General features: G+C 70.8%; 22 protein-coding genes. 13 read left to right on the top strand and 9 right to left on the bottom strand.

Going from position 1 to position 23,022, the window contains the following annotated elements; all coding sequences use genetic code 11:
* Window positions 1–6: 6 nt before the first annotated feature.
* Complete coding sequence (locus tag SSP08S_RS56530; RefSeq protein WP_019072457.1) at window positions 7–726, top strand: hypothetical protein; 720 nt, start codon at window positions 7–9, stop codon at window positions 724–726.
* Window positions 727–748: 22 nt separating this feature from the next.
* Here SSP08S_RS56530 and SSP08S_RS35795 read toward each other — a convergent pair whose 3' ends face one another.
* The gene (locus tag SSP08S_RS35795; protein WP_019072456.1) at window positions 749–2,167 is read right to left on the bottom strand and encodes a M1 family metallopeptidase; all 1,419 of its coding nucleotides are present in this window, start codon (window positions 2,165–2,167) and stop codon (window positions 749–751) included.
* Window positions 2,168–2,232: 65 nt separating this feature from the next.
* Between SSP08S_RS35795 and SSP08S_RS35790 the strand changes: the two genes are divergently transcribed.
* Both SSP08S_RS35790 and SSP08S_RS35785 read left to right on the top strand, forming a co-directional pair.
* Window positions 2,233–2,652, top strand: a complete 420-nt coding sequence (locus SSP08S_RS35790) for a hypothetical protein (protein ID WP_019072455.1) — start codon at window positions 2,233–2,235, stop codon at window positions 2,650–2,652.
* 52 nt (window positions 2,653–2,704) lie between these two features.
* Window positions 2,705–3,205, top strand: a complete 501-nt coding sequence (locus tag SSP08S_RS35785; protein WP_019072454.1) for a hypothetical protein — start codon at window positions 2,705–2,707, stop codon at window positions 3,203–3,205.
* Window positions 3,206–3,234: 29 nt separating this feature from the next.
* On the opposite strand, the gene SSP08S_RS35780 is transcribed toward SSP08S_RS35785, so the two are convergent.
* Window positions 3,235–3,915: a pentapeptide repeat-containing protein gene (locus tag SSP08S_RS35780; RefSeq protein WP_245608022.1), complete on the bottom strand. Its 681-nt coding sequence runs from the start codon at window positions 3,913–3,915 to the stop codon at window positions 3,235–3,237.
* A gap of 84 nt (window positions 3,916–3,999) precedes the next feature.
* Here SSP08S_RS35780 and SSP08S_RS35775 point away from each other — a divergent pair, with 84 nt between their 5' ends.
* Complete coding sequence (locus tag SSP08S_RS35775; RefSeq protein WP_019072452.1) at window positions 4,000–4,965, top strand: zinc-binding dehydrogenase; 966 nt, start codon at window positions 4,000–4,002, stop codon at window positions 4,963–4,965.
* A gap of 56 nt (window positions 4,966–5,021) precedes the next feature.
* A complete protein-coding gene (locus tag SSP08S_RS35770) occupies window positions 5,022–6,533 on the top strand; it encodes an MFS transporter (RefSeq protein WP_019072451.1) in 1,512 nt (503 codons plus the stop codon).
* Between the two features lie 414 nt (window positions 6,534–6,947).
* Here SSP08S_RS35770 and SSP08S_RS35760 read toward each other — a convergent pair whose 3' ends face one another.
* Window positions 6,948–8,366: an NAD(P)/FAD-dependent oxidoreductase gene (locus tag SSP08S_RS35760; protein WP_019072449.1), complete on the bottom strand. Its 1,419-nt coding sequence runs from the start codon at window positions 8,364–8,366 to the stop codon at window positions 6,948–6,950.
* A 9-nt stretch (window positions 8,367–8,375) separates the two neighbouring features.
* The gene (locus SSP08S_RS35755) at window positions 8,376–9,029 is read right to left on the bottom strand and encodes a rhomboid-like protein (RefSeq protein ID WP_019072448.1); all 654 of its coding nucleotides are present in this window, start codon (window positions 9,027–9,029) and stop codon (window positions 8,376–8,378) included.
* Between SSP08S_RS35755 and SSP08S_RS35750 the strand changes: the two genes are divergently transcribed.
* The 4 genes from SSP08S_RS35750 to SSP08S_RS35735 all read left to right on the top strand — a co-directional run bounded on the left by SSP08S_RS35750 (window position 9,028) and on the right by SSP08S_RS35735 (window position 12,837).
* A complete protein-coding gene (locus SSP08S_RS35750; RefSeq protein ID WP_063739200.1) occupies window positions 9,028–9,969 on the top strand; it encodes an aminoglycoside phosphotransferase family protein in 942 nt (313 codons plus the stop codon). The genes SSP08S_RS35755 and SSP08S_RS35750 overlap by 2 nt on opposite strands.
* 124 nt (window positions 9,970–10,093) lie before the next feature.
* Window positions 10,094–11,347, top strand: coding sequence for an MFS transporter (locus SSP08S_RS35745; RefSeq protein WP_019072446.1), 1,254 nt, complete (start codon window positions 10,094–10,096; stop codon window positions 11,345–11,347).
* Window positions 11,344–11,820: a GNAT family N-acetyltransferase gene (locus SSP08S_RS35740; RefSeq protein ID WP_019072445.1), complete on the top strand. Its 477-nt coding sequence runs from the start codon at window positions 11,344–11,346 to the stop codon at window positions 11,818–11,820. Before SSP08S_RS35745 ends, SSP08S_RS35740 begins: the two co-directional genes overlap by 4 nt.
* Window positions 11,821–11,892: 72 nt before the next feature.
* Entirely contained in the window at window positions 11,893–12,837 is a 945-nt protein-coding gene (locus tag SSP08S_RS35735) for a DUF4037 domain-containing protein (protein WP_019072444.1), read from the top strand.
* Window positions 12,838–12,989: 152 nt separating this feature from the next.
* Here SSP08S_RS35735 and SSP08S_RS35730 read toward each other — a convergent pair whose 3' ends face one another.
* Window positions 12,990–13,913 (bottom strand): helix-turn-helix transcriptional regulator, encoded by a 924-nt coding sequence (locus tag SSP08S_RS35730; RefSeq protein WP_019072443.1) that lies wholly within the window; start codon window positions 13,911–13,913, stop codon window positions 12,990–12,992.
* 107 nt (window positions 13,914–14,020) lie between these two features.
* The gene (locus tag SSP08S_RS35725; protein ID WP_218006681.1) at window positions 14,021–17,473 is read right to left on the bottom strand and encodes an NACHT and WD repeat domain-containing protein; all 3,453 of its coding nucleotides are present in this window, start codon (window positions 17,471–17,473) and stop codon (window positions 14,021–14,023) included.
* A gap of 178 nt (window positions 17,474–17,651) precedes the next feature.
* Between SSP08S_RS35725 and SSP08S_RS35720 the strand changes: the two genes are divergently transcribed.
* From SSP08S_RS35720 to SSP08S_RS35710, 3 genes are read left to right on the top strand one after another with little or no spacing between them, the layout of a single operon-like run.
* Window positions 17,652–18,026: a VOC family protein gene (locus SSP08S_RS35720; protein ID WP_026179118.1), complete on the top strand. Its 375-nt coding sequence runs from the start codon at window positions 17,652–17,654 to the stop codon at window positions 18,024–18,026.
* Window positions 18,027–18,031: 5 nt separating this feature from the next.
* Window positions 18,032–18,388, top strand: coding sequence for an ArsR/SmtB family transcription factor (locus SSP08S_RS35715; protein ID WP_019072440.1), 357 nt, complete (start codon window positions 18,032–18,034; stop codon window positions 18,386–18,388).
* Entirely contained in the window at window positions 18,385–18,888 is a 504-nt protein-coding gene (locus tag SSP08S_RS35710; protein ID WP_019072439.1) for an SRPBCC family protein, read from the top strand. Before SSP08S_RS35715 ends, SSP08S_RS35710 begins: the two co-directional genes overlap by 4 nt.
* 132 nt (window positions 18,889–19,020) lie before the next feature.
* Here the strand turns inward: SSP08S_RS35710 and SSP08S_RS35705 are convergent, their stop codons facing one another.
* From SSP08S_RS35705 to SSP08S_RS56525, 3 genes are all read right to left on the bottom strand, one after another.
* Window positions 19,021–19,851 (bottom strand): oxidoreductase, encoded by an 831-nt coding sequence (locus SSP08S_RS35705; RefSeq protein ID WP_019072438.1) that lies wholly within the window; start codon window positions 19,849–19,851, stop codon window positions 19,021–19,023.
* A 13-nt stretch (window positions 19,852–19,864) separates the two neighbouring features.
* A complete protein-coding gene (locus tag SSP08S_RS35700; protein WP_019072437.1) occupies window positions 19,865–20,740 on the bottom strand; it encodes an NmrA family NAD(P)-binding protein in 876 nt (291 codons plus the stop codon).
* A gap of 64 nt (window positions 20,741–20,804) precedes the next feature.
* Window positions 20,805–22,226: an MFS transporter gene (locus tag SSP08S_RS56525; RefSeq protein ID WP_019072436.1), complete on the bottom strand. Its 1,422-nt coding sequence runs from the start codon at window positions 22,224–22,226 to the stop codon at window positions 20,805–20,807.
* Window positions 22,227–22,336: 110 nt separating this feature from the next.
* On the opposite strand from SSP08S_RS56525, the gene SSP08S_RS35690 reads away from it, so the two are divergent.
* Window positions 22,337–22,963, top strand: a complete 627-nt coding sequence (locus SSP08S_RS35690) for a TetR/AcrR family transcriptional regulator (RefSeq protein WP_019072435.1) — start codon at window positions 22,337–22,339, stop codon at window positions 22,961–22,963.
* Window positions 22,964–23,022: the final 59 nt, after the last annotated feature.

Here is a 23,022-nt window from a genome sequence, read left to right as displayed (position 1 = left end):
GACCCCATGGCCGACACCAAGGACCGCTGGCAGCCCAGCCCCGAGCTGCGAGCCCTGCTCTACACCGACTTCGACGGCAATCCGGCGGACCCCGACGACGTGATCGCCGACGCTCTGGACGACGAGGGTTATCTGGAACGCACTCCCGGCCTGACCTCGATCCTCCAGGACACCAGCGCCGACCCCGCCGCCCGCCTCCTCGCCTGCTGCGCACTCACCAGCTGGGCCGACCCGCTCGGCTACGACACCGTCCTCCAGGCAGCCGCCGCCCCTGACGACGTGGTCTGGCTCGGCCAGTCCGCCGACCGGTTCTTCAGCCAGGACGACACCTTCGGACAGCTCGCCGACGCGGTCGGGGCCAGCAGGGACATGGTCGACGAACGCGACAGCGCCGGACTGCGGATCGAGGCGGCGCGCGCGCTGATCTCGCTCGCGGACCGTTTTCAGTTCGACCGGCACATCTCCTCGCTGCTGTCCCGCGAGATCGTCGAAGCTGCTCAGGACGAGATCGACGCCACCGTCGCACGGGGCATCACCCGCCTCGCCTCCGGCGAACACATCCCTTACGACCTCGGCCTCCAACTCGCCCTGCTCACCGTCGCGATGAAGTCGTACGACGAGCCGGGCGCGAACGACGCCATGATCCGCCTCGCCGCCGCCCACCCGGGCGAGCGAGCCCTCCGGGAACTCGCGGACGCCACTGGAAGCTCCCTCTGGCTGTTGTAGAGGTCACCGCATGCCGGATCGGTCAGGGCCGGTCCGGCTTCCCGCCCCCGTACAACCAGTCCTTCCAGATCCCCCCGAAGTCCTTCCCCGGCGCCATCCGCTCCACGTACTTCGTGAAGTCGGCGGTGTCCGCGTTCCCGTGACGGTGGGCGGCGGCCCAGCCCTGGACGATGTCGTAGAACCGGCCGTCGCCGACCGTCCGGCGGATCTTGTGCAGCACCATCGCGCCCCGCTCGTAGACGGGACTGTCGGAGATGTGCGCGGCGGAGCTGGGCCGGGCCGGCGGAAAGGCCCACACGGCGTCGCTCTCGGACGGGTCGTCGAAGTAGGTCCCGTCGTAGAGCGCGTCGAAGGTCTCCTGGGCGGTGTCGCCGCCGTGGTCTTCGTCCCAGAGCCATTCCGCGTAGGTCGCGAAGCCCTCGTTGAGCCACATGTCCCGCCACGTCTTCGGGGTGACGGAGTCGCCGAACCACTGGTGGGCGAGCTCGTGGACGAGGGTGGCGGTGTCCGGGGCGCCGGGAAAGAAGGGCCGGTTCTGGGTCTCCAGCGCGTACCCCACGTCACCACGCCGGTCGACGATCGCGCCGGTCGAGGAGAAGGGGTACGGCCCGAAGTTGTACTCCTCCCACTCCATGATCTCCGGGATCCGGGCGAGCACCTTGCGGCTCGCGGCCGCTTCCTGCGGGTCGACCGCCACGTAGACGGGGAGGCCGTCGCTCGTCGTCGTGCGGGTGATGTCGTAGTGGCCGATGGCGACCGTGGCCAGATAGGTCGCCATGGGCCGGGCGGTACGCCAGCGATACGTCGTCCGGCTGTTGTTGGTCGTCTCCGCCCTCAACTCCCCGTTGGAGACGGCCTGCAGCCCCTTGGGCACGGTGATCGCGATGTCGTACGTCGCCTTGTCGGAGGGATGGTCGTTGCCGGGGAACCACGCCATCGAGCCGACCGGTTCGCCCAGCGCCACCGCACCGTCCGCCGTGCGCAGCCAGCCCTCCTCCGAACCGTCCGGATCGGTGAGCGTCTCCGGGGCGCCGGAGTAGCGGACGGTCGTCTCGAACGTCCCGCCCTTGCGAAGGGCGGAGGACGGCCGGACCGTCAGTTCCTGACCGCCGCGGCTCCAGCCGGCCTTCCTTCCCCCCACCGTCAGCGACTTGACCGTCATCCCCTTGAAGTCCAGGTGAAAGGAGGAGAGTTCGGCGGTGGCCCGAGCGGTGATCGTCGCCGTACCGGTCAGCTCACGCGCGTCGGGGCTGTAGGCGAGGGTCAGGTCGTAGTGGGTGACGTCGTAGCCGCCGTTGCCGGCCTTCGGGAAGTACGGGTCCCTCAGGCCGGAACCACCGCTCTTGCTCCGGGCGCCCGACCCCGCCCCCGTGCACGCGGTCAGGGCAAGGGCCAGCGCACAGGCGGCGACCGACGGAACAAGGGGTACGGATCGGGGCATGTCCGCGATCCTACGAGTCCGGAGCTCGTAGATCCTACGAGTCCGGAGCTCGTACGCTCGGCTCCATGCCCCGCTCCTCCAAGAAGCCCCGCCGCCTCGTCGCCGACGGACACACCTACCTCTGGAGCCTGCGCCACAGTCACAGCCACACCGACGGTCGGCCCGTGGGCTGCGTCCACACCCTCACCCTGCGTCCCCAGCCGGCCGGCACCGGTGGGCCACTGCGCATCGTCTTCGTCGCGGGACCGGGGCGGTACGTCCCGGGCGGCGCCCCCCTGGGCTCCGGGGACGTGGGATACGTCCGGGGCGCGTCCCTCAACCTGCACGAGCCAGGCGCCGTCCGCGCCCTGCTCGACGCGGCGTCGGCCCGAGGGTGGCTGCCACGACCGGAAGAACCGCAGGCCGTGGAGGTCGACGGCTGGACCCTGCTGGAGGCTGCCGCCGCTCGGAACAGGGACGGAGACCGCCCCACCGGGCCGGCGTGAGTGACCGCTCCGGCTGCCGTCCGCCCTCCCGAACCGTGACACCATCACCTACGTGCTCGACATCGGCTACGCCCTCTCCAACCGCTTCCCGGACCCCCCGCAGACCGACTACCGGCGCGCCGACGTCCACGCGCTGCGGCACGACCTGTTCTGCGGTGACGTGTATCTCGCCGACACCAAGGCGGACCGGGAGGTGGCCACGGCCTGGGGCTGGGTGCCGGTGCTCGACTTCGCGTGGGCGCTGTGCGACATCGTGGAGCGCATCGACCAGGACCCGGCGGGTTCGCGGGCGTCCCGCCCCCAGCGGGCGGAACTGGACTTCACCGAGTCCACCGACCGGATGCTCTTCGAGCGCCGCTTCGGCTGGGTGGACGTGGAGGCCGACTGGATGCGGCGCGACGAGGAACCACTGACCTTCTCGCACACCGAACTCCGCCGCGAGGCAAGGGACTTCCTGCACGACCTCATCGCCGACCTGGTCGACATGCACGAGGACCTCGGCGAGAACCCGGCGATCTGGACGCTGCAGGCGAAGTTCCCCCGGGTGCAGTGAGCGTCCGGGGGCTGCGCCCCCAGAGTCCCTCAGCCCTCCACCCGAATCCCCATCTGCACCGCCAACACCGGCGCCAGATCCAGCAGTTGCCCCATGCTGATCACGGCCCCCGACAGCCGGTCGATGCCTCGCGTGATCTCCAGCTCGGCCGCCCCGCGCAGATCCACGTCAGTGAACGACACCCCCGTGAAGTCCACCCCCTTCAACGCGCAGTCCACGAACTCGACCCGCTCCAGCCGGGCGTCGAGGAAATCCGGCTCCACGAGCACACACCCCTCGAAGACGACATCCCGGAGCCGCGCCTTGCGCAGATTCAGGTAGTCGATCTTCCCGCCCCGAATCACCACCCGCTCCAGCACGGCACCGTGCAACTGCACACCCCCCATCCTGGCGTCGACGATCTCGACATCACGCAGGGTCGACTCCGCGAGGTCCGTACCGACACCCCGTATGCCGGTGAGGACCGAGTCCAGTACCCGGGCGTGGTGCAGCCGTGTCTCGTCCAGCGCGCAGCCCGTCAGCGCGCAGTCCATGAAGCGGGCGCCCCCGCCGTCCTGCCCCGCGAAGTCCTCGTCCCGGATCTCCAGCCCGTCGTAGTCCCCGTCCGGCTCCAACTCCCCACCGCCGTATGCCTCGAGCGCTGGCAACCGCACCTCCGGCCGCCGCGCCCCCTTCACTCCACCCGTCCCACCAGTCGCTCTCCTCGCCATGCCCCCCATCCTGCACCCCACCACTGACAACGAGACCGGCGAACCCTTGACCTCAAGCGCGCTTGAGGTCGAAGAGTGACTCCCATGCATGCCATACGACTCCACGCCTTCGGCCCAGCAGACAACCTCACCTACGAATCCGTCGACGCCCCCTCCCCCGCCCCCGGCCAGGTCCGTATCGCCGTGGCCGCGGCCGGAGTCCACCTCCTGGACACCATGCTCCGGAGAGGCGAACAGGGCCCGCTCCCCGAACTCCCGCCCCTCCCCACGATCCCCGGCCGCGAGGTCGCCGGAGTGGTCGAGTCCCTCGGGGAGGGGGTGGCCGACCTGTGGCTCGGAAAGCGGGTGGTGGCCCACCTGGGCTTCGCACCGGGCGGCTACGCCGAGTCGGCCGTGGTCGACGTCGACCGGGTGCACGAGATCCCCGCCAACCTGGACTTCGCTCAGGCCGTGGCCATGATCGGAACGGGCCGTACGGCGATGGGAATCGTGCAGTTCAGCGAGCTGGACAGGGACTCCGTGGTCATCGTCCCGGCCGCCGCCGGAGGCCTGGGCACCCTCCTCGTCCAGTACGCCGAACACGCCGGCGCCACAGTGATCGGCCTGGCGGGCGGCCCCGAGAAGACAGCCCTCGCAAGGGCGAACGGCGCCGACCTGGCCGTCGACTACACGGACCCGGAGTGGCCGGAAAAGGTAAGGGCCTGGCTCGGCGGCCGACACGCGACGACCGTCTTCGACGGAGTGGGCGGAGCCGTCGCCCGCGAGGCAACCGCCCTGCTCGGCCCCACCGGCCAACACATCGTCTTCGGCTGGTCGAGCGGAGAACCGTACGCAACCGAACGGGCATCCATACGAGTCCTGGGTCCCGCGATGATGCAGAAGGCCGGCGGCCCGAGCCCCATCCGCACCCTCGAACTCCGGGCCCTCACGGAGGCCGCCGAGGGCCGACTCGTACCAGCCGTACAACGGTTCCCACTGTCAGCCGCGGCAACGGCACACCACGCACTCGAGACCCGGCGGACCACCGGAAAGGTGGTGCTGGAGCCATGACCGGCCGCAGCAGGCCCGAGGATGCGATACATGCCGATTCATGGTCTTCTGAGCAGATGAGCGTCACCCGAACAGGTGAGGCCGGCACGACGGCCGCGGAGCCCGACCCCCGGCGCTGGTGGGGCCTGGTGATCATCGCTCTCGCCCAGCTGATGGTCGTCCTCGACGCGACGATCGTGAACATCGCGCTCCCCTCGGCACAGCACGACCTGGGCATGTCCGACGGCAACCGCCAATGGGTCATCACCGCCTACACCCTCGCCTTCGGCGGCCTGCTCCTGCTCGGCGGCCGCATAGCCGACCTCGTGGGCCGCAAGCGAACGTTCATCATCGGCCTGATCGGCTTCGCCGGCGCCTCCGCACTGGGCGGCGCGGCCACCACCTCGGGCATGCTCTTCGGCGCCCGAGCCCTCCAGGGCGCCTTCGCCGCCGTACTGGCCCCCTCCGCCCTCAGCCTCCTCACCACGACGTTCACCGACCCGAAGGAACGCGGAAAGGCCTTCGGGATCTACGGCGCACTCGCGGGCAGCGGTTCGGCGATCGGCTTCATAGCGGGCGGCCTGCTCACCGAGTACCTGAACTGGCGCTGGTGCCTCTACGTCAACATCCCCATCGCGGTCATCGCGGTCTTCGGCGCCGTAGCCCTCCTCCACGACCGCCCCGGCAACACCGGCGCCCGCCTCGACGTACCCGGCGTCATACTCGGATGCGGCGGACTGGTCGCGATCGTCTACGGCTTCAGCGAGGCAGAACCACGAGGCTGGACAGACCCGCTCGTCCTGACCCTGTTCGCCGCAGGAGCCGTACTGCTCACGACCTTCGTCTGGTGGCAGACAAGGGCACCCAGCCCCCTCCTCCCCCTGCACATCATCAAGGACCGCAACAGGGCCGGCTGCTTCCTCACCATGGGCCTGGCCGTGATCGGCATGTTCGGCATGTTCCTGTTCATGACCTACTACCTCCAGGTCATCCTCGACTACTCCCCCGTGAAAACGGGCATGGCCTTCCTCCCCCTCACGGTCGCGATCATCATCGGCTCGACCCAGATCTCGGCCCGCCTGATGCACCACGTACCGCCCCGCACCCTGATGGTGCCGGGCGCGATCCTGGCCGCAGCGGGCATGACCTTCTTCACCCGCCTGACGGTCAACTCGGACTACGCCACCGAGCTCCTCCCCGGCCTGATCCTGATGGGCCTCGGCATGGGCCTGATCTTCATGCCGGTCTTCGCCACGGCCACCGCAGGCGTAGCCCCCCAGGACTCGGGCGTGACGTCCGCAACGGTCAACACCTCACAGCAGGTGGGCGGTTCGATCGGCACGGCTCTGCTCAACACGATCGCCACCACCAGCAGCACGGCCTACATCACCGCCCACCTCCACAACCCGGCCCAGAAAGCCCTGATCACCAGCGAGGGCATCGTCCACGGCTACACGGTCGCCATCTGGTGGGCCGTAGCCGTCATGCTCCTGGCAGGCCTGGTGGCGGGCCTGATGGTGACGGCACGAGCACCGAAGCACAACACGACAACACAGGCACCGGTGTCGGAGTCGGAGGCGGTGACATGAGCGACGCCCCGGTCCGAATCGGCCGGGGCGCCGCAATCATGATGCCGGTTCAGTCGTGCGGCCGGATCAGCAGTTCGACGATCAGCCCCCACAGCACTTTCGCTGCCATGGCGACGGCTAACCGGGCCGCCAACTCCTCGCGCCAACCACGCTTCTTCTCGGACATCGTCCGACCTCCTGATTTGGTTTCAGCTCCGACGCGGACGACGGGTCCGGCCAGGACCCGCCCGAGACGCGATGCAGGGGATGCACCGAGTCCCGCCCAAGGAGGGGGGCGCCCGTCCCCGGCCTACCCCTCGCTGGCCGAGGACGGGCTTCCCCTCGTTTCCGCGCCCGGAGCTGAAAAGTCAGGCGGTGGAACCTTCCATGGTAGCCGCAGGTGCCCCAACTGGCAGTAGGGCAAGGGGAGTTGTCTCAGTGACGCCCGGCCACTCGATCGGCCCACTGGGCCAGCTGTGACGACTGCGCACTGTGCCCCGCGAGTTCACGCCGGTCCGCCGCGCGATAGGTCGCGTACATCCCCTGCACCCCCAACCAACGGAACGGCTCCGGCTCCCACTTGCGCACCTTGTGGCCGACCCACGGCAGGGCGGTGAGTTCGGTGGGGCCGGCCTGGCCCGAGTCCTGTCGGACCAGATCCCGCAAGGTCCGCGCGGCGAGGTTCGTGGTGGCGACGCCCGAGCCGACGTAACCCCCCGCCCACCCCAGCCCCGTAGCCCGATCCAGCGTCACCGTCGCGCACCAGTCGCGCGGCACCCCGAGCACCCCCGACCAGGCATGCTCGATCCGCAGCCCGGCGAGCGACGGGAAGAAGCGGACGAGGATCTCGCGCAGCGCCTCGATCGTCGCCGTCTGCGTGCGCCCGTCGTTGTCGGTCTTCGACCCGAAGCGGTACGGCACCCCGCGCCCGCCCAGCGCAATCCGCCCGTCAGCGGTGCGCTGCGCGTACATGTAGGCGTGCGCCATGTCGCCGAGCGTCTCCAGACCGCCCCAACCGACCGACTCCCACTGCTCGTCGGTCAGCGGCTCGGTGGCGATCATCGAGGAGTTCATCGGCAGCCAGGTCCGCCGCTGCCCCTTGAGACTCGCGGTGAATCCCTCGGTGCAACGCAGAACATAGGGCGCACGCACACTGCCGTAGGGCGTGACAGCGCACCGAGGCCGGATCTCGGTCACCGGCGTCGACTCGTAGATGACAACGCCCAACGCCTCGGCGGCCCGCGCCAGCCCCTTCACCAGTTTCACCGGATGCAGCCGAGCCCCGTGCGGCGTCCACGTGGACCCGACCGCGTCGGCGACGCGAATCCGCTCGGCGGTCTCCCGGGCGCCGTACAGTTCCCGGTCCTTCTCGCCGTACGACAGCTCGTGCTCGTGGAATGCCTTCAGCCGAGCCAACTGCGCGGGCGTACAGGCGACTTCGAGCACGCCACCCCGATGGATGTCTGCCTGGATCCGCTCCGCCTCGGCAACCTTCACGACCTCGGCAACGGTGTCGTTCATGGCCTTCTGCAACCGTACGGCGGCTTCGAGCCCATGGAGTTTCGCGTACCGGTCCCGCCCCGCGATCCCGTTGTACAGCCACCCACCGTTGCGCCCCGAGGCGCCGTAACCGCAGAACTTCTGCTCCAGGACGGTGACCCGAAGAGAAGGATCAGCCTTCTTCAAGTAGTAGGCGGTCCACAGCCCCGTGTACCCGCCGCCCACGATGACGACGTCGGCGGAAGCGTCACCGCCGAGAGGCTCCCGTCGCGAGGGAAGCCCGTCGTCCGCGTACCAGAAGGAGACGCCACCGTTCACGACACCACTGACCGAACCGCTTGCCGAGCTGCTCATATCCGGACGCTAACCCCTGAAGGCGGCCACTGTCTCCTTCGGATTCCATGCTTTTCCGCACCCTCTGACCAGCGGATAACACGCCAGCCCGATCGCCATGGAGGTGAAATGCCCGAGATCGGTGAAGGTCCGATGGGTGGCCAGGGGCACCCCGTAAACAGCCAGCACAACCACCAGATACAGATACCGCCAAGGCACGGCGATCCGGTACACCAGCACGCCCACCACCCCCGCCAGCGCGTAACTCACCCCGATATCAAGGGTGTCGACGGACGACTGCGGCGCCATCCCGTTCTTCACGGCCCACAACAGCGCCCCCTCACTGATCAGCGAGGCAAGCACATGCGCGGCCACACACACCATCAGCCACCGCGCAGTCCCCAGCCACCGCTCGGCCTGCGCGTGGAAGACCGTGTAGAGCACGGCGTACGGCAACCAGCGCCCCCCGTCGATCCACATCGCGCTGGCGAACAGCACCCGCACCGGGTTGTTGGACAACTCGTGGATGTTGGTGGACCGCTGCCGCAGGAAGTCCTGCTCGAACTCCGGCGACATATGATGCATGGCGACCGTGGTGACAAAGAGAATCCCCAGCCAGACATACGTGCCGGGAGCGCTGCGGACGTATGTCCACACCCTGTGGAGGCCCCGGGTAATTCGCATGTGCCGATTCACGCACGCAAGTATCGTCCGAGCCGTGATCGACATTCCGGCCGGACTTGCCGCCTCCCAGGAGAGATTCAACGGCGAGGCCGGACGAGCCTTCGTCGCCGAGCTCCCCCACCGGGCGGCCGACTTCATGTCCCGCTGGTCACTACGGCTCGACGGCCCCTCCCACTACGGCATGTGCGCCCTGGTCCTCCCCGTACTGCGCGCCGACGGCACCCGGGCCGCGCTGAAACTCCAGTACCTGGACGAGGAGACGGCAGGCGAGCCGATCGCACTGCGCACCTGGGCCGGCGAAGGCGCCGTAAGACTCCTGGACTACGACACCACGACCGGCACCCTGCTCCTGGAACGCCTGGACGCGTCCCGCGCCCTCACCCACGAACCGGACACCCGCGCCGCGACCCTCGTCATCGCCCGCCTCCTGGCCCGCCTGACGACGGTATCCGCATCACCGGAACTGCACCGACGCCTCGGTGAGGTGGCCGCGGCCATGCTGGAACGAACCCCCGCCGTCCTCCCGCTCCTCCCGGACCTGTCCGACCGACGCCTGATCGAGGACTGCGCGGCGGCGGTACGCGAGGTGGCGACCGAGCCGGGCGACAGGCTGCTGCACTGGGACCTGCACTACGACAACGTCCTGGGCGCAGGCAACGCGAACCACGGGGCCCGCGGCCAATGGCTGGCGATCGACCCCAAACCGCTGGCGGGCGACCCCGGGTTCGAGCTCTTCCCCGCCTTGGACAACCGCTTCGAACCCGACGAAATCCGTTGGCGTTTCGACGCGATGACCGACGTGATCGGTATCGACCGCGCACGGGCCCGGGCCTGGACCCTGGGCCGGGTACTCCAGAACACGCTGTGGTCGCTCGAGTCCGGCAGACCACCGGCACCGGACCATCTGGACATCGCACGCCGACTCCGCACCCCGCGCTGACCACCGCACCAGCCGGTACAACCACCGATTGTGGCTTCGCGGCGTGTCGGTTGTTTGCCGTCACCGTCCCCCACTCGCTTGGATACCGACGACGGTCGGCGAACGGGTGTCCCAAAGGAGCGGAATGACGGGCAGGCGCACGCTGGGCCGGCAGTTCGGTTGGCTCTGGGCAGCGTTCGCGGTCAGTTCGTACGGCACCGGCCTGGGCTTCGGCGCCTTCTCCGTGCTCGCGATCCTCGTGCTGCACTCCGGCCCGACCCAGGTGGCGGTACTGGCCGCCTCGGGCCGCGCGGTGGGCTCACTGATCGCGGTGCCGCTGGCCCCCTGGGTGGAGTTCCGCCGCAAACGCCCGGTGATGATCGCGATGGACCTGACCCGTTTCGCGGCCCTGCTGAGCATCCCCTTCGCCTACGCGCTCGGCGGGCTGACCTTCGCCCAGCTCCTCCTCGTCTCCATCACCGTGGCCGCCGCGAACATCGCGTTCAACGCGGCGAGCGGGGCATACCTGAAATCCCTCGTCCCACCCGAGGACCTGCTGGTGGCGAACGCCCGCTTCGAGTCCACGACCTGGACCTCGACGATGCTCGGCCCGCCGCTCGGCGGAGCCGCGATCGGCCTGCTGGGCCCGGTGACGACCGTAGTGGCCGACGCGGCCAGCTACCTGCTCTCGGCCCTCGGCATCCGAGCCATCGGCGGAACGGAACCGCACCCGGAGCGAACCGGCGCACCACGACTGCAAGCAGCCGACCTGCTCGACGGCTGGCGCTACATCCTCGCCCACCCCACCCTCCGCCCCCTGCTCCTCAACGCGATGACGGTCAACGGCCTGATCATGGCGTCCGAGCCGCTGCTCGCCGTACTCCTGCTGGGTCATCTCGGCTTCGCGCCCTGGCAGTTCGCGCTCGCGCTCGCGGCCTCCTCCGGCGCCGGCGGCTTCGTCGGCTCACGCCTCGCGCGCCCGCTCGCGGCCCGGTTCGGACAGCACAGGGTGCTGCTCACCGCAGGGACGCTGCGCGCGTGCTGGCCGCTGGGACTGGCGTTCGTCGGCCCCGGAGTCCCCGGCATGCTCCTCGTCGCCGCCCTCCAACTCGCCATGGTCACCTGCATCGGCGTCTTCAACCCCCTCCTCGCCACCGCCCGCCTCACCGAGACCGCCCCCGACCGGGTGGCCCGTACCCTCACCGCGTGGTCGGTCAGCACCAGCGCGGCGATCGCGCTGACGACGGCCGCGTGGGGATGGGTGGCCGCGGCCACGACCCCCCGCACGGCGATCGCACTGGCCGGAGTCCTCCTCCTGGCCAGCCCGCTCCTCCTCCCCCGCCGCGAGCCCGCCGAACGGGACCCGGACCCGAGCCCGTCTTCTACTCTCTCCGCATGATCCGCACCGCGCACCCCACCGACATCCCCGTCATCCACGCCCTGATCCGCGAACTCGCCGCGTACGAGAAGGAACCCCAGGAGGCGAGGGCCACCCCGGAACAGCTCCACGAGGCCCTCTTCGGCGAACACCCCGGCGCCTACGCCCACATCGCGACCGACGACACCACCGGCGAACCGGTCGGCTTCGCCCTGTGGTTCCTCAACTTCTCGACCTGGCGCGGAGTCCACGGCATCTACCTGGAGGACCTCTACGTCCGCCCCACCGCCCGCGGCACCGGCCACGGCAAGGCCCTCCTCACCGAACTCGCCCGCATCTGCGCGGCCCGCGGCTACGAACGCCTGGAGTGGTCCGTCCTCAACTGGAACACCCCGTCGATCGCCTTCTACGAGTCACTGGGCGCCCGCCCCCAGGACGACTGGACGGCGTACCGGCTGACGGACGACGCACTGAGCGCGCTGGCCGGAAACTGACGACGGAAGGTGCGAATTCGCACACACGATCATGTCCGGACTGGGCAGGGTCCCCGCATGAGCTTCACGAATATGCCAACTTTCTTACCGGGCCTCGAACTCTCCCGCCGTTTCTACACAGAGACCGTCCGCCCCCTCCTCGAAGAGGCCGCCCCCGACCTCCCCCACTCCGCCGCCCGCATGGGCGGCGGCTCCGAGGTCCTCGGCTACGACACCCCCCGCTCGCGGGACCACGGATGGAGCCCGCGCCTCCAACTCTTCCTCCGCACCCGGGACCTGCCCCGGCACGCGGGCCGTATCAGACACCACCTCGCCGAACACCTCCCGAGAACCTTCCACGGCCACCCCACCCACCACTGCGTCGAAGTCACCCACACCACGGCGTGGTTCACCGACACCCTCGGCTTCGACCCGACGCACGGCATCGCCCCCGCCGACTGGCTGGCCACCCCCGCCCACCTCCTCACGGAGGTCACGGCGGGCGCGGTGTTCCACGACGGCCTCCACCAACTCGGCCCCCTGCGCCACGACTTGCGCTGGTATCCCCACGACGTCTGGCTGCACGTCCTGGCCCGCGAGTGGCGGCACATCACCGAACGCGAGGCCTTCGTCGGCCGCTGCGGCGAGGTGGGCGACGAGTTGGGCTCCGCGGTGGCCGCGGCCCACCTCACCCGCCACCTGATGCGCCTGTGCCTCCTCATGGACCGCCGCTACCCGCCGTACGACAAATGGCTGGGCACCGCCTTCGCCCGCACGACGGCCGGCCACCGCCTCACCCCGGTCCTCACCGCCGCCGTCACCGCCACCGACTGGGGGACCCGCGAGAAACACCTGGCCTACGCCTACGAAGCCGTAGCGGGCATCCACAACCAACTGGACCTGACCGACCGCGTCGACCCGACGACCCGCCCGCACCCCTCCGGCCCGTTCCGCGTCCTCCCCGCCGACCGATTCACCACCGCCCTGCTGGCCCGCGTCACGGACCCGGCGTTGAGGGAGCTGCCCGAGCGGTGCTGATCACGCTCCACCGCTCGTCCGATGACGACGGTGGCACGCGCCGCGAGGTCGTACGGCGTCCACGCGAACTCGTGGGCCTAGGTGCGGGCGCGCCGGTGGCGGGCGCGGGCGTCGGCGAGGAGACCGTCGCCGGCGTACACGGCCTCGGCGGGCTACCGGTCCAGCGACGAACCGCCGATGACGCACCGCATGGGACTCGCGCCGAGCGAGGTGTCCGGCGGACCGTCCGGCATGAGCCGGGCAAGCAGCGAGAGCGCGGCCGCCGACGGGCTGTCATCGTCCGCCGTGGCCACGACGATCCGCTGCTCCTCTCCCTCCGGAACGCCCAGGGACTGCAGGTTGAGTTCCATGCGGCCGACGACCGGGTGGTGCATGCGGTAGGCCGCGAGGGCCCACTTGCGGACCCCGTGCTCGGCCCACATCGTGGCGAACTCCGGGCTCTTCATGGCCAGTTCACCGATGAGCGAGGCCAGCCGGGGATCGTCGGGGTGCTGCCCGGCGGCGAGCCGAAGCTTGCCGACCACGTTCCTGGCCTTCTTCGGCCAGTCCACGAACAGGTCCCGGGTGTGCGCGTCCAGGAACACCAGCCGCGCCATGTTCGGGCGCAGATCGGCCTGTTCGGGGATCCGCACGTCCAAGTGCCCGGCGAACAGGGCGTGTCCGGTCCGGTTCCAGGCCAGTACGTCGCTGCGACGGCCGAGCACGACCGCGGGCGCGTCACCGAGGGCGGCGAGGAGCTGCCGGGTCGCGTCACCGACCCGCTCCGGCGCGGACCTGCGCGGGGTGGCGACCCGCCGCGCCGCGCCGGCCAGATCGTGCAGATGGACACGCTCCACCTCGTCGAGCCCGAGGGCGCGGGCCAGCGCCTCCAGCACCTCCACCGACGCGTTGAGCGAACTCCCCTGCTCCAGCCGCGTGTAGTACGACGCCCCCACCCCGGCCAGCCGAGCCAACTCGTCCCGCCGCAGCCCCGGCACCCGCCGCCGCTCCCCGTACTCCGGAATCCCCACGTCCGCCGGCCGCAACTGAGCCCGACGCGTCCTGAGGAACTCTCCCAACTGCGGCTTGCCGTCCATGGGTCGAGTATCCGGGAAGGGGGTGGCGGGGTGCCTGCCCCTGGCATGGGCAGGCAAGGGGGCGTCGGCCTCGGCGGACATCAGGCGAACCGACGGAGTGGCCCCGGCTATTCGGGGAGCAGGTGGGTCCGGCGCTCGTTCGGCGTGAGTGTGCGGAAGATACGTTTCCTGGCGGTCGCCAGCAGGGCGTCGAGGTCTCCCTCGGCACCCCAGACGCGTACGGTCCCGTCCTCGGAGGCGGTGGCCACCCGGCGGCCGTCGGGGAACCAGGCCAGCCGCTGGACCCGGTCCCGGTGGATGCCGATCACCCGGTGCTCCCGCCCGGTGCGCGCGTCCCACAGCCGGACCGTGCGGTCGTCGGAGGCCGTGGCCAGCAGCCGTCCGTCGGGGGCGAAGGCGACGGCGCGGATGCGTGCCTCGTGGCCGCGCAGCTCGGCGACCTGCTCGCCGGTGGCGACGTCCCACAGCCGTACCGTGAGATCGGCCGAGCTGGTCGCCAGCTGTGCGCCGTCCGGGGCGAACGCGACCGCGTCGACCCAGCTCTGATGCCCGATCAGCCGGTGTCGCAGAGCGGCCGAGGCGACGTCCCACAGCTGCGCCGTGTGGTCGTCCGAGCCGGTCGCGAGCAGATCGGCGCGGGGTGACCAGGCCACGGCGCAGACCCATTGGGAGTGCTCGCCGTACCGGCCGAGCACCTGCCCGGTCCCGGCGTCGAGCACGGTGGCCCGCTGGTCCCGCCGGCCGAGGGCCAGCCGTTCGCCGTCCGGTGACCAGGCCAGTGCCTCGACGGTCTCCTCGGTGGTGAAGACGGTCTCCGTCCCGGCTTCCGCTGCGGCCCATGTGCCGTCGGCGGCGGGCCTCCAGATCCGGACCGCGCCGTCGTCCGCGCAGCTCGCCAGCGCCCCACCGTGCGGGTGCCAGCGCAGGTCGTTGACGGAGGTGCCGTGCCCGGCGAGGGTGGCCACCGGGCCGCCGTCGTGCGCGCTCCAGACCCGCACCACACCGTCTGCGGCCCCGGAGGCGATCAACTCCCCGTCCGGGCTCAGGTCGAGGCCGGTGACCAGGCCCGGATGCCGGGCCGTGGCGTACAGCTCCGCTCCGGGGACGTCGACCGACCAGATCCGGGCGGCGCCGTCCTCCGCTCCGGCCGCCAGTTGCTCTCCGGTGGGGGACCAGGCCACCGTCTCCACCCGGGTGGCATGACCGCAGAGTCTGGCCCGCACGTCGCCGTGGTCGAGCATGCGGATCCTCACCTCGGGCCCGCGTGAGGAGAGCGCGAAGCTGTCGCCGGCCGGTGAGCAGCGCAGGCTGACGATCAGTTCGCTGCGCTCGGGAAAGATCCGCCGCACCTGGCCGGTGGCGGCGTCGATCACCTTGATCCACTGCTCGCCGGAGACCAGGAAGGCCCCGTCCACGGTCCAGCCGAACGGCGTGGCATGCCCCGAGGGCCGGTCCCCGACCCGCTGCGGCCGCCAGTTCTCCCGCAGCCACAGGATGTAGCTGCGGTCGTAGGCGGCGGAGAGCAGCCGAGTCCCGTCCGGAGACCAGGCCAGCTGGTATATCTCGTCGCTGTGCCCGGCCGGTTCGGCGACCTGCGCCCACCCGGCGGTGGCGAAGATCCGGATCCGCCGGTCCCTGGAACAGGTCGCCAGCAGCTCGCCGTCGGGCGAGAAGGCGACGTCCCGGACCGTGTCGGTGGCCGCGTCGAGCACGGCGACGGTCCGGCCGGTGACCGGGTCCCAGACCCGGGCCGTACGGTCCCGCGACCCGGTGGCCAGCAGCCGCGCGTCCGGCGACCAGTGCACCGCGACGATGCCGGCGCCGTGCCCTTCCAGGACCGCGCCCGCCGCCCCGGTGACCGCGTCCCACAGTCGTACGGTGCCGTCGAGCGAGGCGGTCGCCAGCCAGGCGCCGTCCGGGGACCAGGACATCGCCCGCACCCCGGCGCCGTGGCCGGTCAGCACCGCCCGGGTGTGGTTGTGGGCCAGCGCGGTCATCAGCGCGCGCACGGCCGTCGAGGTGGGCGGGCACTCGGTGAGGACGGTCGCGGCCAGCAGGGTGCCGAACTCGGGTTCGCGCTCGGCGTTGGCCAGGACGTACTGGCCGATCGACTCCGAGACCCGCAGCAGGAAGTCCCGGTCCCGGCTGCGCGAGGCCACGACCAGTTCCCGCACCGCCACCGTCGCACCGTCCGCGGTCTCCAGACCGGCCAGCCAGCGCCCGGCCACCGCGAGCCGCTCCCCGGTGAGCAGATAGTCGGGGCTGCGTCCCGAGGCCTGCCAGTCCGCGGCCCAGCGTTCCAACTCGCTGCGGCTCTTGAGCAGTTCGGCCCGGACCGTCACCTGCTGCTGCAGCGGCGGCCACTGCCGGAACAGCGCTTCGTGGGCGACCTGGACCGCGGGTAGGTCGTCGACTCTGGTGACCACCAGCAGCCGGGCCGCGTCGAAGGGCCGCAGGATCTCCCGCTCGGTGGGCGAGAGTTCCGCCGTCGGCACCCGGCGCTTGACCGGTTCTCCCGCCTCCATCCCCACCAGCAGCAGCAGCGCGGTCAGCACGGTGTCCGCGCCGTGCTCGTCGACGACCGTGGCGAAGACCTCGTCGGCCTGACGGGCGAGGGCGCCGGTGACGCCGCCGAGCGCCAGGTAGCTCTCCTTGGTGGCGATCTTGGAGTCGCCGACCGAGAGGTAGAGCTCCCGCAGCAGATAGGCGAGGAGCGGCAGCGCGTCGGCGGTGCCGGTGTCCTCCACGATCCGCGCGACCAGTCCCGGCTCGAACGCGCCACCGGCCAGCCGGGCGGGCTGCTCCACGGCGGCCACCAGCTCGGCGGTGCTCATCGTGCCGAGGGCGGTGGGAGCGGTGAACAGCTCCTGCTGCGCCGAGGCGAGGAACTCCGGCAGGAACTCCACCCGCAGGGTGGCCATCACCCACAGCCGGCGGTCCTCCCGCAGCGCCTCGGCCAGCCCGGCCAGGAAGCGCTCGCGCCGCTCCGGCGGCGAGGCGGTCACCAGTTCCTCCAGCTGGTCGACGACCAGCAGGGTGCGCCCGGATCTGACCGCGGCCGCGCCGCGGGGCCTGGCCGCCAGCGCCTCCTCCAGATGCCTCAGGGGGTCGGCGCCGGGCACGATCACCGGCAGCAGCCGCCACCGGGACTCCAGCAGCCGGGGCAGCACGCCCGCGTGCACCAGCGAGCTCTTGCCGCTGCCCGAGGTGCCGGTCAGACAGACGAACCGCTCCGCCGGCTGCTGCGCGGACAGGTGCAGCCGGCGGATGATCCCGGCGATCTCGTCCTCCCTGCCGAAGAACACCGCCGCGTCACCACGGTCGAAGGCGGCCAGTCCCGGGTAGGGGGTGCGGTCGCTGCCCCAGGCGGGTCGCGGTGCGGCGGGGTTCGAGCGCTTCTGGACGACCACCTGCCCGGCGATCACCACGCAGACCAGGACCACCACCGCCAGTGGCGCGATCCGGCTGATCAGCCTGACGACCGGCGACTGCGCCGCGTTCGCGGCGAAGTTGGCCAGGACCTCCAGCAGAGTCGCCGAGACCAGCACAACAATTTGCACAGGAAGCAACGAGCGCTGCCGCATGAATCCCCCAAATGCCCCTTGTCATCAGCATCCTGACACTTCACCAGGCACCGTGTCAGGAGCACGTCGACGGCCGGCGGTCCACATGAACGACGACCAGTAGGGGATTCCCTACGCTTGACAGGTAGGAAATCTCCTACCCATCATGGTCGGCATGACCATCACCCACGCCTCCTTCGTCACGGTCCCGGTCTCCGACCAGGACAAGGCCCTCCGCTTCTACACGGACGTGCTCGGCTTCGAGGTCACCGCGGACCTCCGGATGCCGCCCGGCCGCTGGCTCCAGGTCGCCCCGAAGGGCGCCCGGACCGTGCTCACCCTCTCCGGCCCCGGCATGGGCGATTTCACGCCCGGAACCGCACGGGGGATCATGTTCGTCACGACCGACGTGGACGCCGACTGCGCCAGGCTCACCCGAGCCGGAGTGACCGTGGACGGCCCGGCCGATCTGCCGTGGGGACGTATGGCCGGCTTCCAGGACCCCGACGGCAACGGCCTGATGCTGCTCACCGAGAAGGAAGGCTTCTGACCGACGTGGCCACCCGGAGCGCCCAGGACGAGAGCCAGGACCAGGACCGGCTCTTCGCCGCCCTCGCGAACGCGACGCGGCGCGAGGTGCTGCGCCTGTTGCGCGACCAGGGCCCACAGCCGGTCCAGACGCTCGCGGACCACTTCGACATGCGCCGCCCCAGCCTCTCGGAACATCTGAAGGTGCTCCGGGAGGCCGGCCTCGTCTCCGAGGAACGCCGGGGCAGACAGCGCGTCTACCGCCTGGAGGCGGCCCCGCTCGCGGAGGTCCAGGACTGGCTCCATCCGTACGAGCGGTTCTGGCGCGAGAGGCTGAAGGGCCTCGGCGATCTGCTCGACCGCATGCCGGACGATGAGGCATGACGATGCCCCGGGCGCCCGAGGGACCGGACGAGGACGACCTCACCACGATCAGGGTCGATCACTTCCTGCCCCACCCGCCCGCCAAGGTCTGGCGGGCCCTGACCGACCCCGAGCTGCTCGCCCAGTGGATGATGCCCGGCGCCCGCCGCGGAGCGGCTGATGACACCTTCCGCCTGGAGGTCGGCCACCGCTACACGCTGACCGCCGTGCCCCGCCCCAACACCAACTTCTCCGGCACCATCCGGGCCGAGGTCCTCGCCTACGACACCGAGCGAATGCTGAGCGTCCGCTGGCAGGACGCCGTCGAGAGCCAGGGGAACACCGCCGACTGGACCATCACCTGGACCCTGGAGCCAGAAGGCCACGGCACCCGCCTCTTCCTCGTCCACGAGGGCTTCGACCCGGACGACCCGGCCCAGCGGATGGCCCACCGGATCATGGGCGGAGGGTGGCGGTCCTACGTCGTCGGCGCGCTGGAGGACGTACTGGGGACGTACTGACGGAGACCTGTTCCAAAGCCTCCCGAAAGGAGAGACCCCGGGTCGGATACCTGACCCGGGGTTGCCGCAGAGCCCCCTGTCGAACGGGACAACACGCGTATGCGGGCGAACTCGATGCTTTCGCCGCTGGTCCTAGTCGTGGTCGGTGGAGAGGGCGATGTGGCGCCAGGTGTCCATCTCCTTGCGGAAGGCGTCGAGCTTGGCGTCGAAGGCCTGGAGGGTGTCGGTGCCGAGGGGGAGGCGCAGGGGCGGTTCGGGGGTCGCGGCGATCTCGACGATGGCCCGTGCGGCCTTGGCCGGGTCGCCGGGCTGGGCGTGGTTCAGGGAGGGGACGGCGGCACGCATCGCGCCCGCGGTGGACGCGTAGTCGTCGATCACGTCGATGTCCGAGTTCAGACTGGCGGGGTCGAGGAAGTCGGTGCGGAAGAAGCCCGGTTCGACGAGCGTCACGTGGATGCCGAGAGGGGCCAGTTCGGCGTGGAGGGTCTCGGTGAAGCCCTCCACCGCGAACTTCGTGGACGCGTAGATGCCCCAGCCCGGTGCGGTGGCGAACCCCACGATGGAGCTGATGTTGATCACATGGCCGGAACGCTGACGGCGCAGCACCGGCAGTACGGCGCGTTGGACGGCGAGCGGTCCGAACACGTTGGTCTCGTACAGCGCGCGTACTGCCGCGTCGTCGGACTCCTCGACGGCGGCGAGCAGGCCGGTGCCGGCGTTGTTGACCAGGACGTCGATCCGGCCGAACCCCTCGACCGCCGCATCGACGGCCGCCTGGATGCTCTGTGGGTCGGTCACGTCCAACGGCACGGCCAGCAGCGCGTCACCGGCGTCGGGAAACGCTTCACGGACGGCTTCCGCCTTCCGCGCGGTCGCGACCACCTGGTGACCGGCGGCGAGAGCCGCGCGGGTGATCTCCAGGCCGAAGCCCCGGGACGATCCGGTAATGAACCAGACACTCATTGACTTCTCCTCTTCAGGCAGTGGGCAGGTTGAAGGCGTCGCGGTTCTGAGCGATGAAGTCCTCGACGGTGAGGGGGTCGCTGCCGCCGATCGTCTTCACGAGGTCGTTGGTGCCGGCGAAGACGCCGTTGCGGTAGTCGACGGCCACGGCGAGCAGGTGCTGGACCAGGTGGTCCGGCGCGCCGCGCCCGCGCAGGATGGCGGCGAATTCGTCGAGTTCGATCGGCACGTAGGTGACGTCGCGGTCCAGTGCCTTCGACATCTTCTCGGCGATCTCGTAGTGGTCGAGCTCCTCGGCGCCGTACAGCGGGTAGATCCGGCCGGCGTGCGGGGCGGGGTCTTCGAGGACGGCCGCGATCACCTTCGCCTGGTCGGTTTCCGCGATGGGGGCGTGGCGGCCGTCGGCGAACGGCAGGCGCAGTTCGCCGGTTCCGTCGGCCCAGGTGTCGATCAGCCACTGGGCGAAGAAGGTCGGGCGGATGTGGGTGACGGGGACCGGGGCATGGTCCAGGACTCGTTCGGCGACCCAGTGCTGGCGTGCCGCGTTGCTGGCGGTGTTCCGGCGGGCGGAGACCTGCGACATGTTGACGATCGCCTGGACGCCGTTCTCCTCCGCCGCCTGGGCCACGTTCGCGGTGGCGTCCATCAGGCCGGGGCGGATCGGGTAGGTGAAGTAAAGGGCGTCGATCCCCTTGGTCGCGCGGGCCAGGGAGTCCAGGTCGAGGACGTCGCCTTCGACGACGTCGGCTCCCAGGGCGGCGAGCCGCTCGGCGCGGGCGTCGAGGCCGCGGACGAGTGCGCGGACGCGGTGCCCGCGCTGGAGGAGGAGTTCGGTGGTGTGGCGGCCGGTCTTGCCGGTGGCGCCGATGACGAGAAGGTTGCGTTCCACGACGGTGATCTCCGTTTCCTGAAAGGGAGTTGGCGGGTGCCGCACGGTGTGCGCGGCCCTGCGGTCAGGGGGTGCGGCGGGGCCGGAGGGCGATCAGCGCGGCCGCCGCGGCGATTCCGGCGCCTGCCTGGACCCACCAGGCGTGGTCGAACCCGGTGATCGCCGCGTGGGGTGTGAAGGCGACGAGCACGGCCACGCCCACGGCGCTGCCGATCTGCCGGCTCATGTTGAGTACGGCGCTGCCGGTGGTGGCGCGGTCGGGTGCGAGGGTGCCGGCGGCGGCGAACAGCGGCGCCCAGGCCAGCCCGCCGGCCAGGCCCACCAGGATCAGGCCCGGGAACATGGCGCCCCAGTAGTCGGGGGCGGTGTGCACGGTCGCGAGCCAGTAGGCGGCGGCGAGTGCCATGGCCAGCGTGCCGGTCACGGCGGGGAGGGTGCGTCCGAAGCGGTTCTGGATGGGGCCGGCGTTCATGGCGAAGGCGATCGAGGCCAGCGGGGCGGGGGCGATGGAGACGCCGGCGCGCAGCGGGCTGAAGTGCCAGACCTCCTGCATGAACAGGGCGGTGCTGAGCAGGACGATGGCGAAGCCGGCGGAGAACAGGAACAGGGCCACGGTGGCGGCGGTGAACTGCCGGCCGGCGAACAACTGCCGCTCGATCACCGGTGCCTTGGCGCGCAGGGTGCGCTCCACGGTCGCGGCGGCGGCCAGTGCGGCCGCTGCGAAGAGGGTCACGGTACGGATGTCCGTCCAGCCCCACCCCGGGCCCTGGACGGTGGCGAGTACCAGCAGGCTCACGGCCAGCAGCAGTGCGAGGGCGGAGCCCGGGTCCGGCAGGGCGGTGCCCCTGGGCTGGCGGACCTCGGGCAGGAGCAGCGCGCCGGCGACGAGGGTGGCGATGCCGACGGGGACGTTGATCAGGAAGATCCACCGCCAGTCGAGGGTGACGAGCAGTCCGCCGACGGGCGGGCCCGCCGAGGCCGCGATCGCGCCCACGCCCGCCCACAGGCCGACGACCAGGGTGTGCTGGCGCTTGGGAAAGCTCGGGTAGAGCAGGCCGAGCGAGGTCGGCACGATCATCGCCGCGCCGACGGCCTGGAGGGCGCGGGCCGCCACCAGCACGCCGAGACTCGGTGCGGCAGCCGCGACGGCGGAGGTGAGCGTGAAGAGGGCCACTCCGGACAGCAGCATCTTCTTGCGTCCCCACTGGTCCGCGATCCGGCCCGCGGGCACGAGCACGGCGGCGAAGACGATGGCGTAGGCCGACAGCACCCACGAGACGCTCGCGACACCCGCGCCCGGGAACGACCGGCCGATCCCGTCGAGGGCGACGTTGACGACGAAGAAGTCGAGCTGCGCCATGAAGGCGACGGCACCCAGCACCGCCATGATGCTCCACCGGCGCGGGTGACCGGCCTCGGTGACGGCCGGGGCCGGGGCGTGGTGCACGGCCGTCGCGACCGCTTGCGGTGCCACCTGTGTGGACATCCCGTCCGCCTCCTCAGAAGAATGGGCCTGACAGCCCTTTTTCGACTTGCCTCCAGGGAACACCTCACAGAATGGGCTGTCAAGCCCTTTTTTGCGGTACGATCGTGGCCATGACCACAACCAGCGAAGCGCCGGCCCGGAAGCTGACCGCCAAGGGCCTGGCCACACGCGAACGCATCGTCCGGGCGGCCGCCGAGCTGATCTACGAACACGGCGCGCAGAACACCAACAACGAGCAGATCCGGGAGGCCGCCGGAGTCAGCGGCTCACAGCTGACGCGCCACTTCCCCACCAAGGATTCCCTGGTACGCGCGGTGCTCGCCTGGCAGGCCGATCACATCGTCGCCCGCCATCAGGCTCCCGAACTGGGCGAGTTGGACAGCTTCGCCGCCCTGCGCCGATGGGCCGACTCCTACATCGCCTCGCAGGACATGGTGCGCGGCGGGTGCACATTCGGCTCGCTGGCCGCCGAGGTCGTCAAGACCGAGCCCTCCCACCGGGACGCGGTGGCCGACGGCTTCGAGCGGTGGCAGGAACTGTTCAAGCACGGCCTGAGCGCGATGCGCGAGCGCGGCGAACTACGGCCGGAGGCCGACCCGGTCGCGCTCGCCCACCTGCTCACCGCCGCGTTCCAGGGCGGAGCCCTGCTGGACCAGGCGGCCGGCGAGTCCACGCCCCTGCGCGACGCGCTGTACGGGGCCCTGGCCTACATCGAATCGTTCGCCGCAAAGAGCTGAACGGGCCGGGATTCCGTCCATCGCAGTCCAATCCGGTGAGGGGTGGAGTGCGATGACAT

The sequence above is a fragment of the Streptomyces hokutonensis genome (assembly GCF_000376565.1).
GTDB lineage: Bacteria > Actinomycetota > Actinomycetes > Streptomycetales > Streptomycetaceae > Streptomyces > Streptomyces hokutonensis.
The sequence above is the reverse complement of the archived record's forward strand: the minus strand, read 5'-3'. Positions and strand labels throughout refer to the sequence as shown.

Excerpts from the sequence above, each read along its gene's own strand:
- SSP08S_RS56530 (WP_019072457.1), top strand. The coding sequence starts at position 7 with ATGGCCGACACCAAGGACCGCTGGCAGCCCAGCCCCGAGCTGCGAGCC.
- SSP08S_RS35795 (WP_019072456.1), bottom strand. The coding sequence starts at position 2,167 with ATGCCCCGATCCGTACCCCTTGTTCCGTCGGTCGCCGCCTGTGCGCTG.
- SSP08S_RS35790 (WP_019072455.1), top strand. The coding sequence starts at position 2,233 with ATGCCCCGCTCCTCCAAGAAGCCCCGCCGCCTCGTCGCCGACGGACAC.
- SSP08S_RS35780 (WP_245608022.1), bottom strand. The coding sequence starts at position 3,915 with ATGGCGAGGAGAGCGACTGGTGGGACGGGTGGAGTGAAGGGGGCGCGG.
- SSP08S_RS35775 (WP_019072452.1), top strand. The coding sequence starts at position 4,000 with ATGCATGCCATACGACTCCACGCCTTCGGCCCAGCAGACAACCTCACC.
- SSP08S_RS35770 (WP_019072451.1), top strand. The coding sequence starts at position 5,022 with ATGAGCGTCACCCGAACAGGTGAGGCCGGCACGACGGCCGCGGAGCCC.
- SSP08S_RS35760 (WP_019072449.1), bottom strand. The coding sequence starts at position 8,366 with ATGAGCAGCTCGGCAAGCGGTTCGGTCAGTGGTGTCGTGAACGGTGGC.
- SSP08S_RS35750 (WP_063739200.1), top strand. The coding sequence starts at position 9,028 with ATGTGCCGATTCACGCACGCAAGTATCGTCCGAGCCGTGATCGACATT.
- SSP08S_RS35755 (WP_019072448.1), bottom strand. The coding sequence starts at position 9,029 with ATGCGAATTACCCGGGGCCTCCACAGGGTGTGGACATACGTCCGCAGC.
- SSP08S_RS35745 (WP_019072446.1), top strand. The coding sequence starts at position 10,094 with ATGACGGGCAGGCGCACGCTGGGCCGGCAGTTCGGTTGGCTCTGGGCA.
- SSP08S_RS35740 (WP_019072445.1), top strand. The coding sequence starts at position 11,344 with ATGATCCGCACCGCGCACCCCACCGACATCCCCGTCATCCACGCCCTG.
- SSP08S_RS35735 (WP_019072444.1), top strand. The coding sequence starts at position 11,893 with ATGCCAACTTTCTTACCGGGCCTCGAACTCTCCCGCCGTTTCTACACA.
- SSP08S_RS35730 (WP_019072443.1), bottom strand. The coding sequence starts at position 13,913 with ATGGACGGCAAGCCGCAGTTGGGAGAGTTCCTCAGGACGCGTCGGGCT.
- SSP08S_RS35720 (WP_026179118.1), top strand. The coding sequence starts at position 17,652 with ATGACCATCACCCACGCCTCCTTCGTCACGGTCCCGGTCTCCGACCAG.
- SSP08S_RS35710 (WP_019072439.1), top strand. The coding sequence starts at position 18,385 with ATGACGATGCCCCGGGCGCCCGAGGGACCGGACGAGGACGACCTCACC.
- SSP08S_RS35705 (WP_019072438.1), bottom strand. The coding sequence starts at position 19,851 with ATGAGTGTCTGGTTCATTACCGGATCGTCCCGGGGCTTCGGCCTGGAG.
- SSP08S_RS56525 (WP_019072436.1), bottom strand. The coding sequence starts at position 22,226 with ATGTCCACACAGGTGGCACCGCAAGCGGTCGCGACGGCCGTGCACCAC.
- SSP08S_RS35690 (WP_019072435.1), top strand. The coding sequence starts at position 22,337 with ATGACCACAACCAGCGAAGCGCCGGCCCGGAAGCTGACCGCCAAGGGC.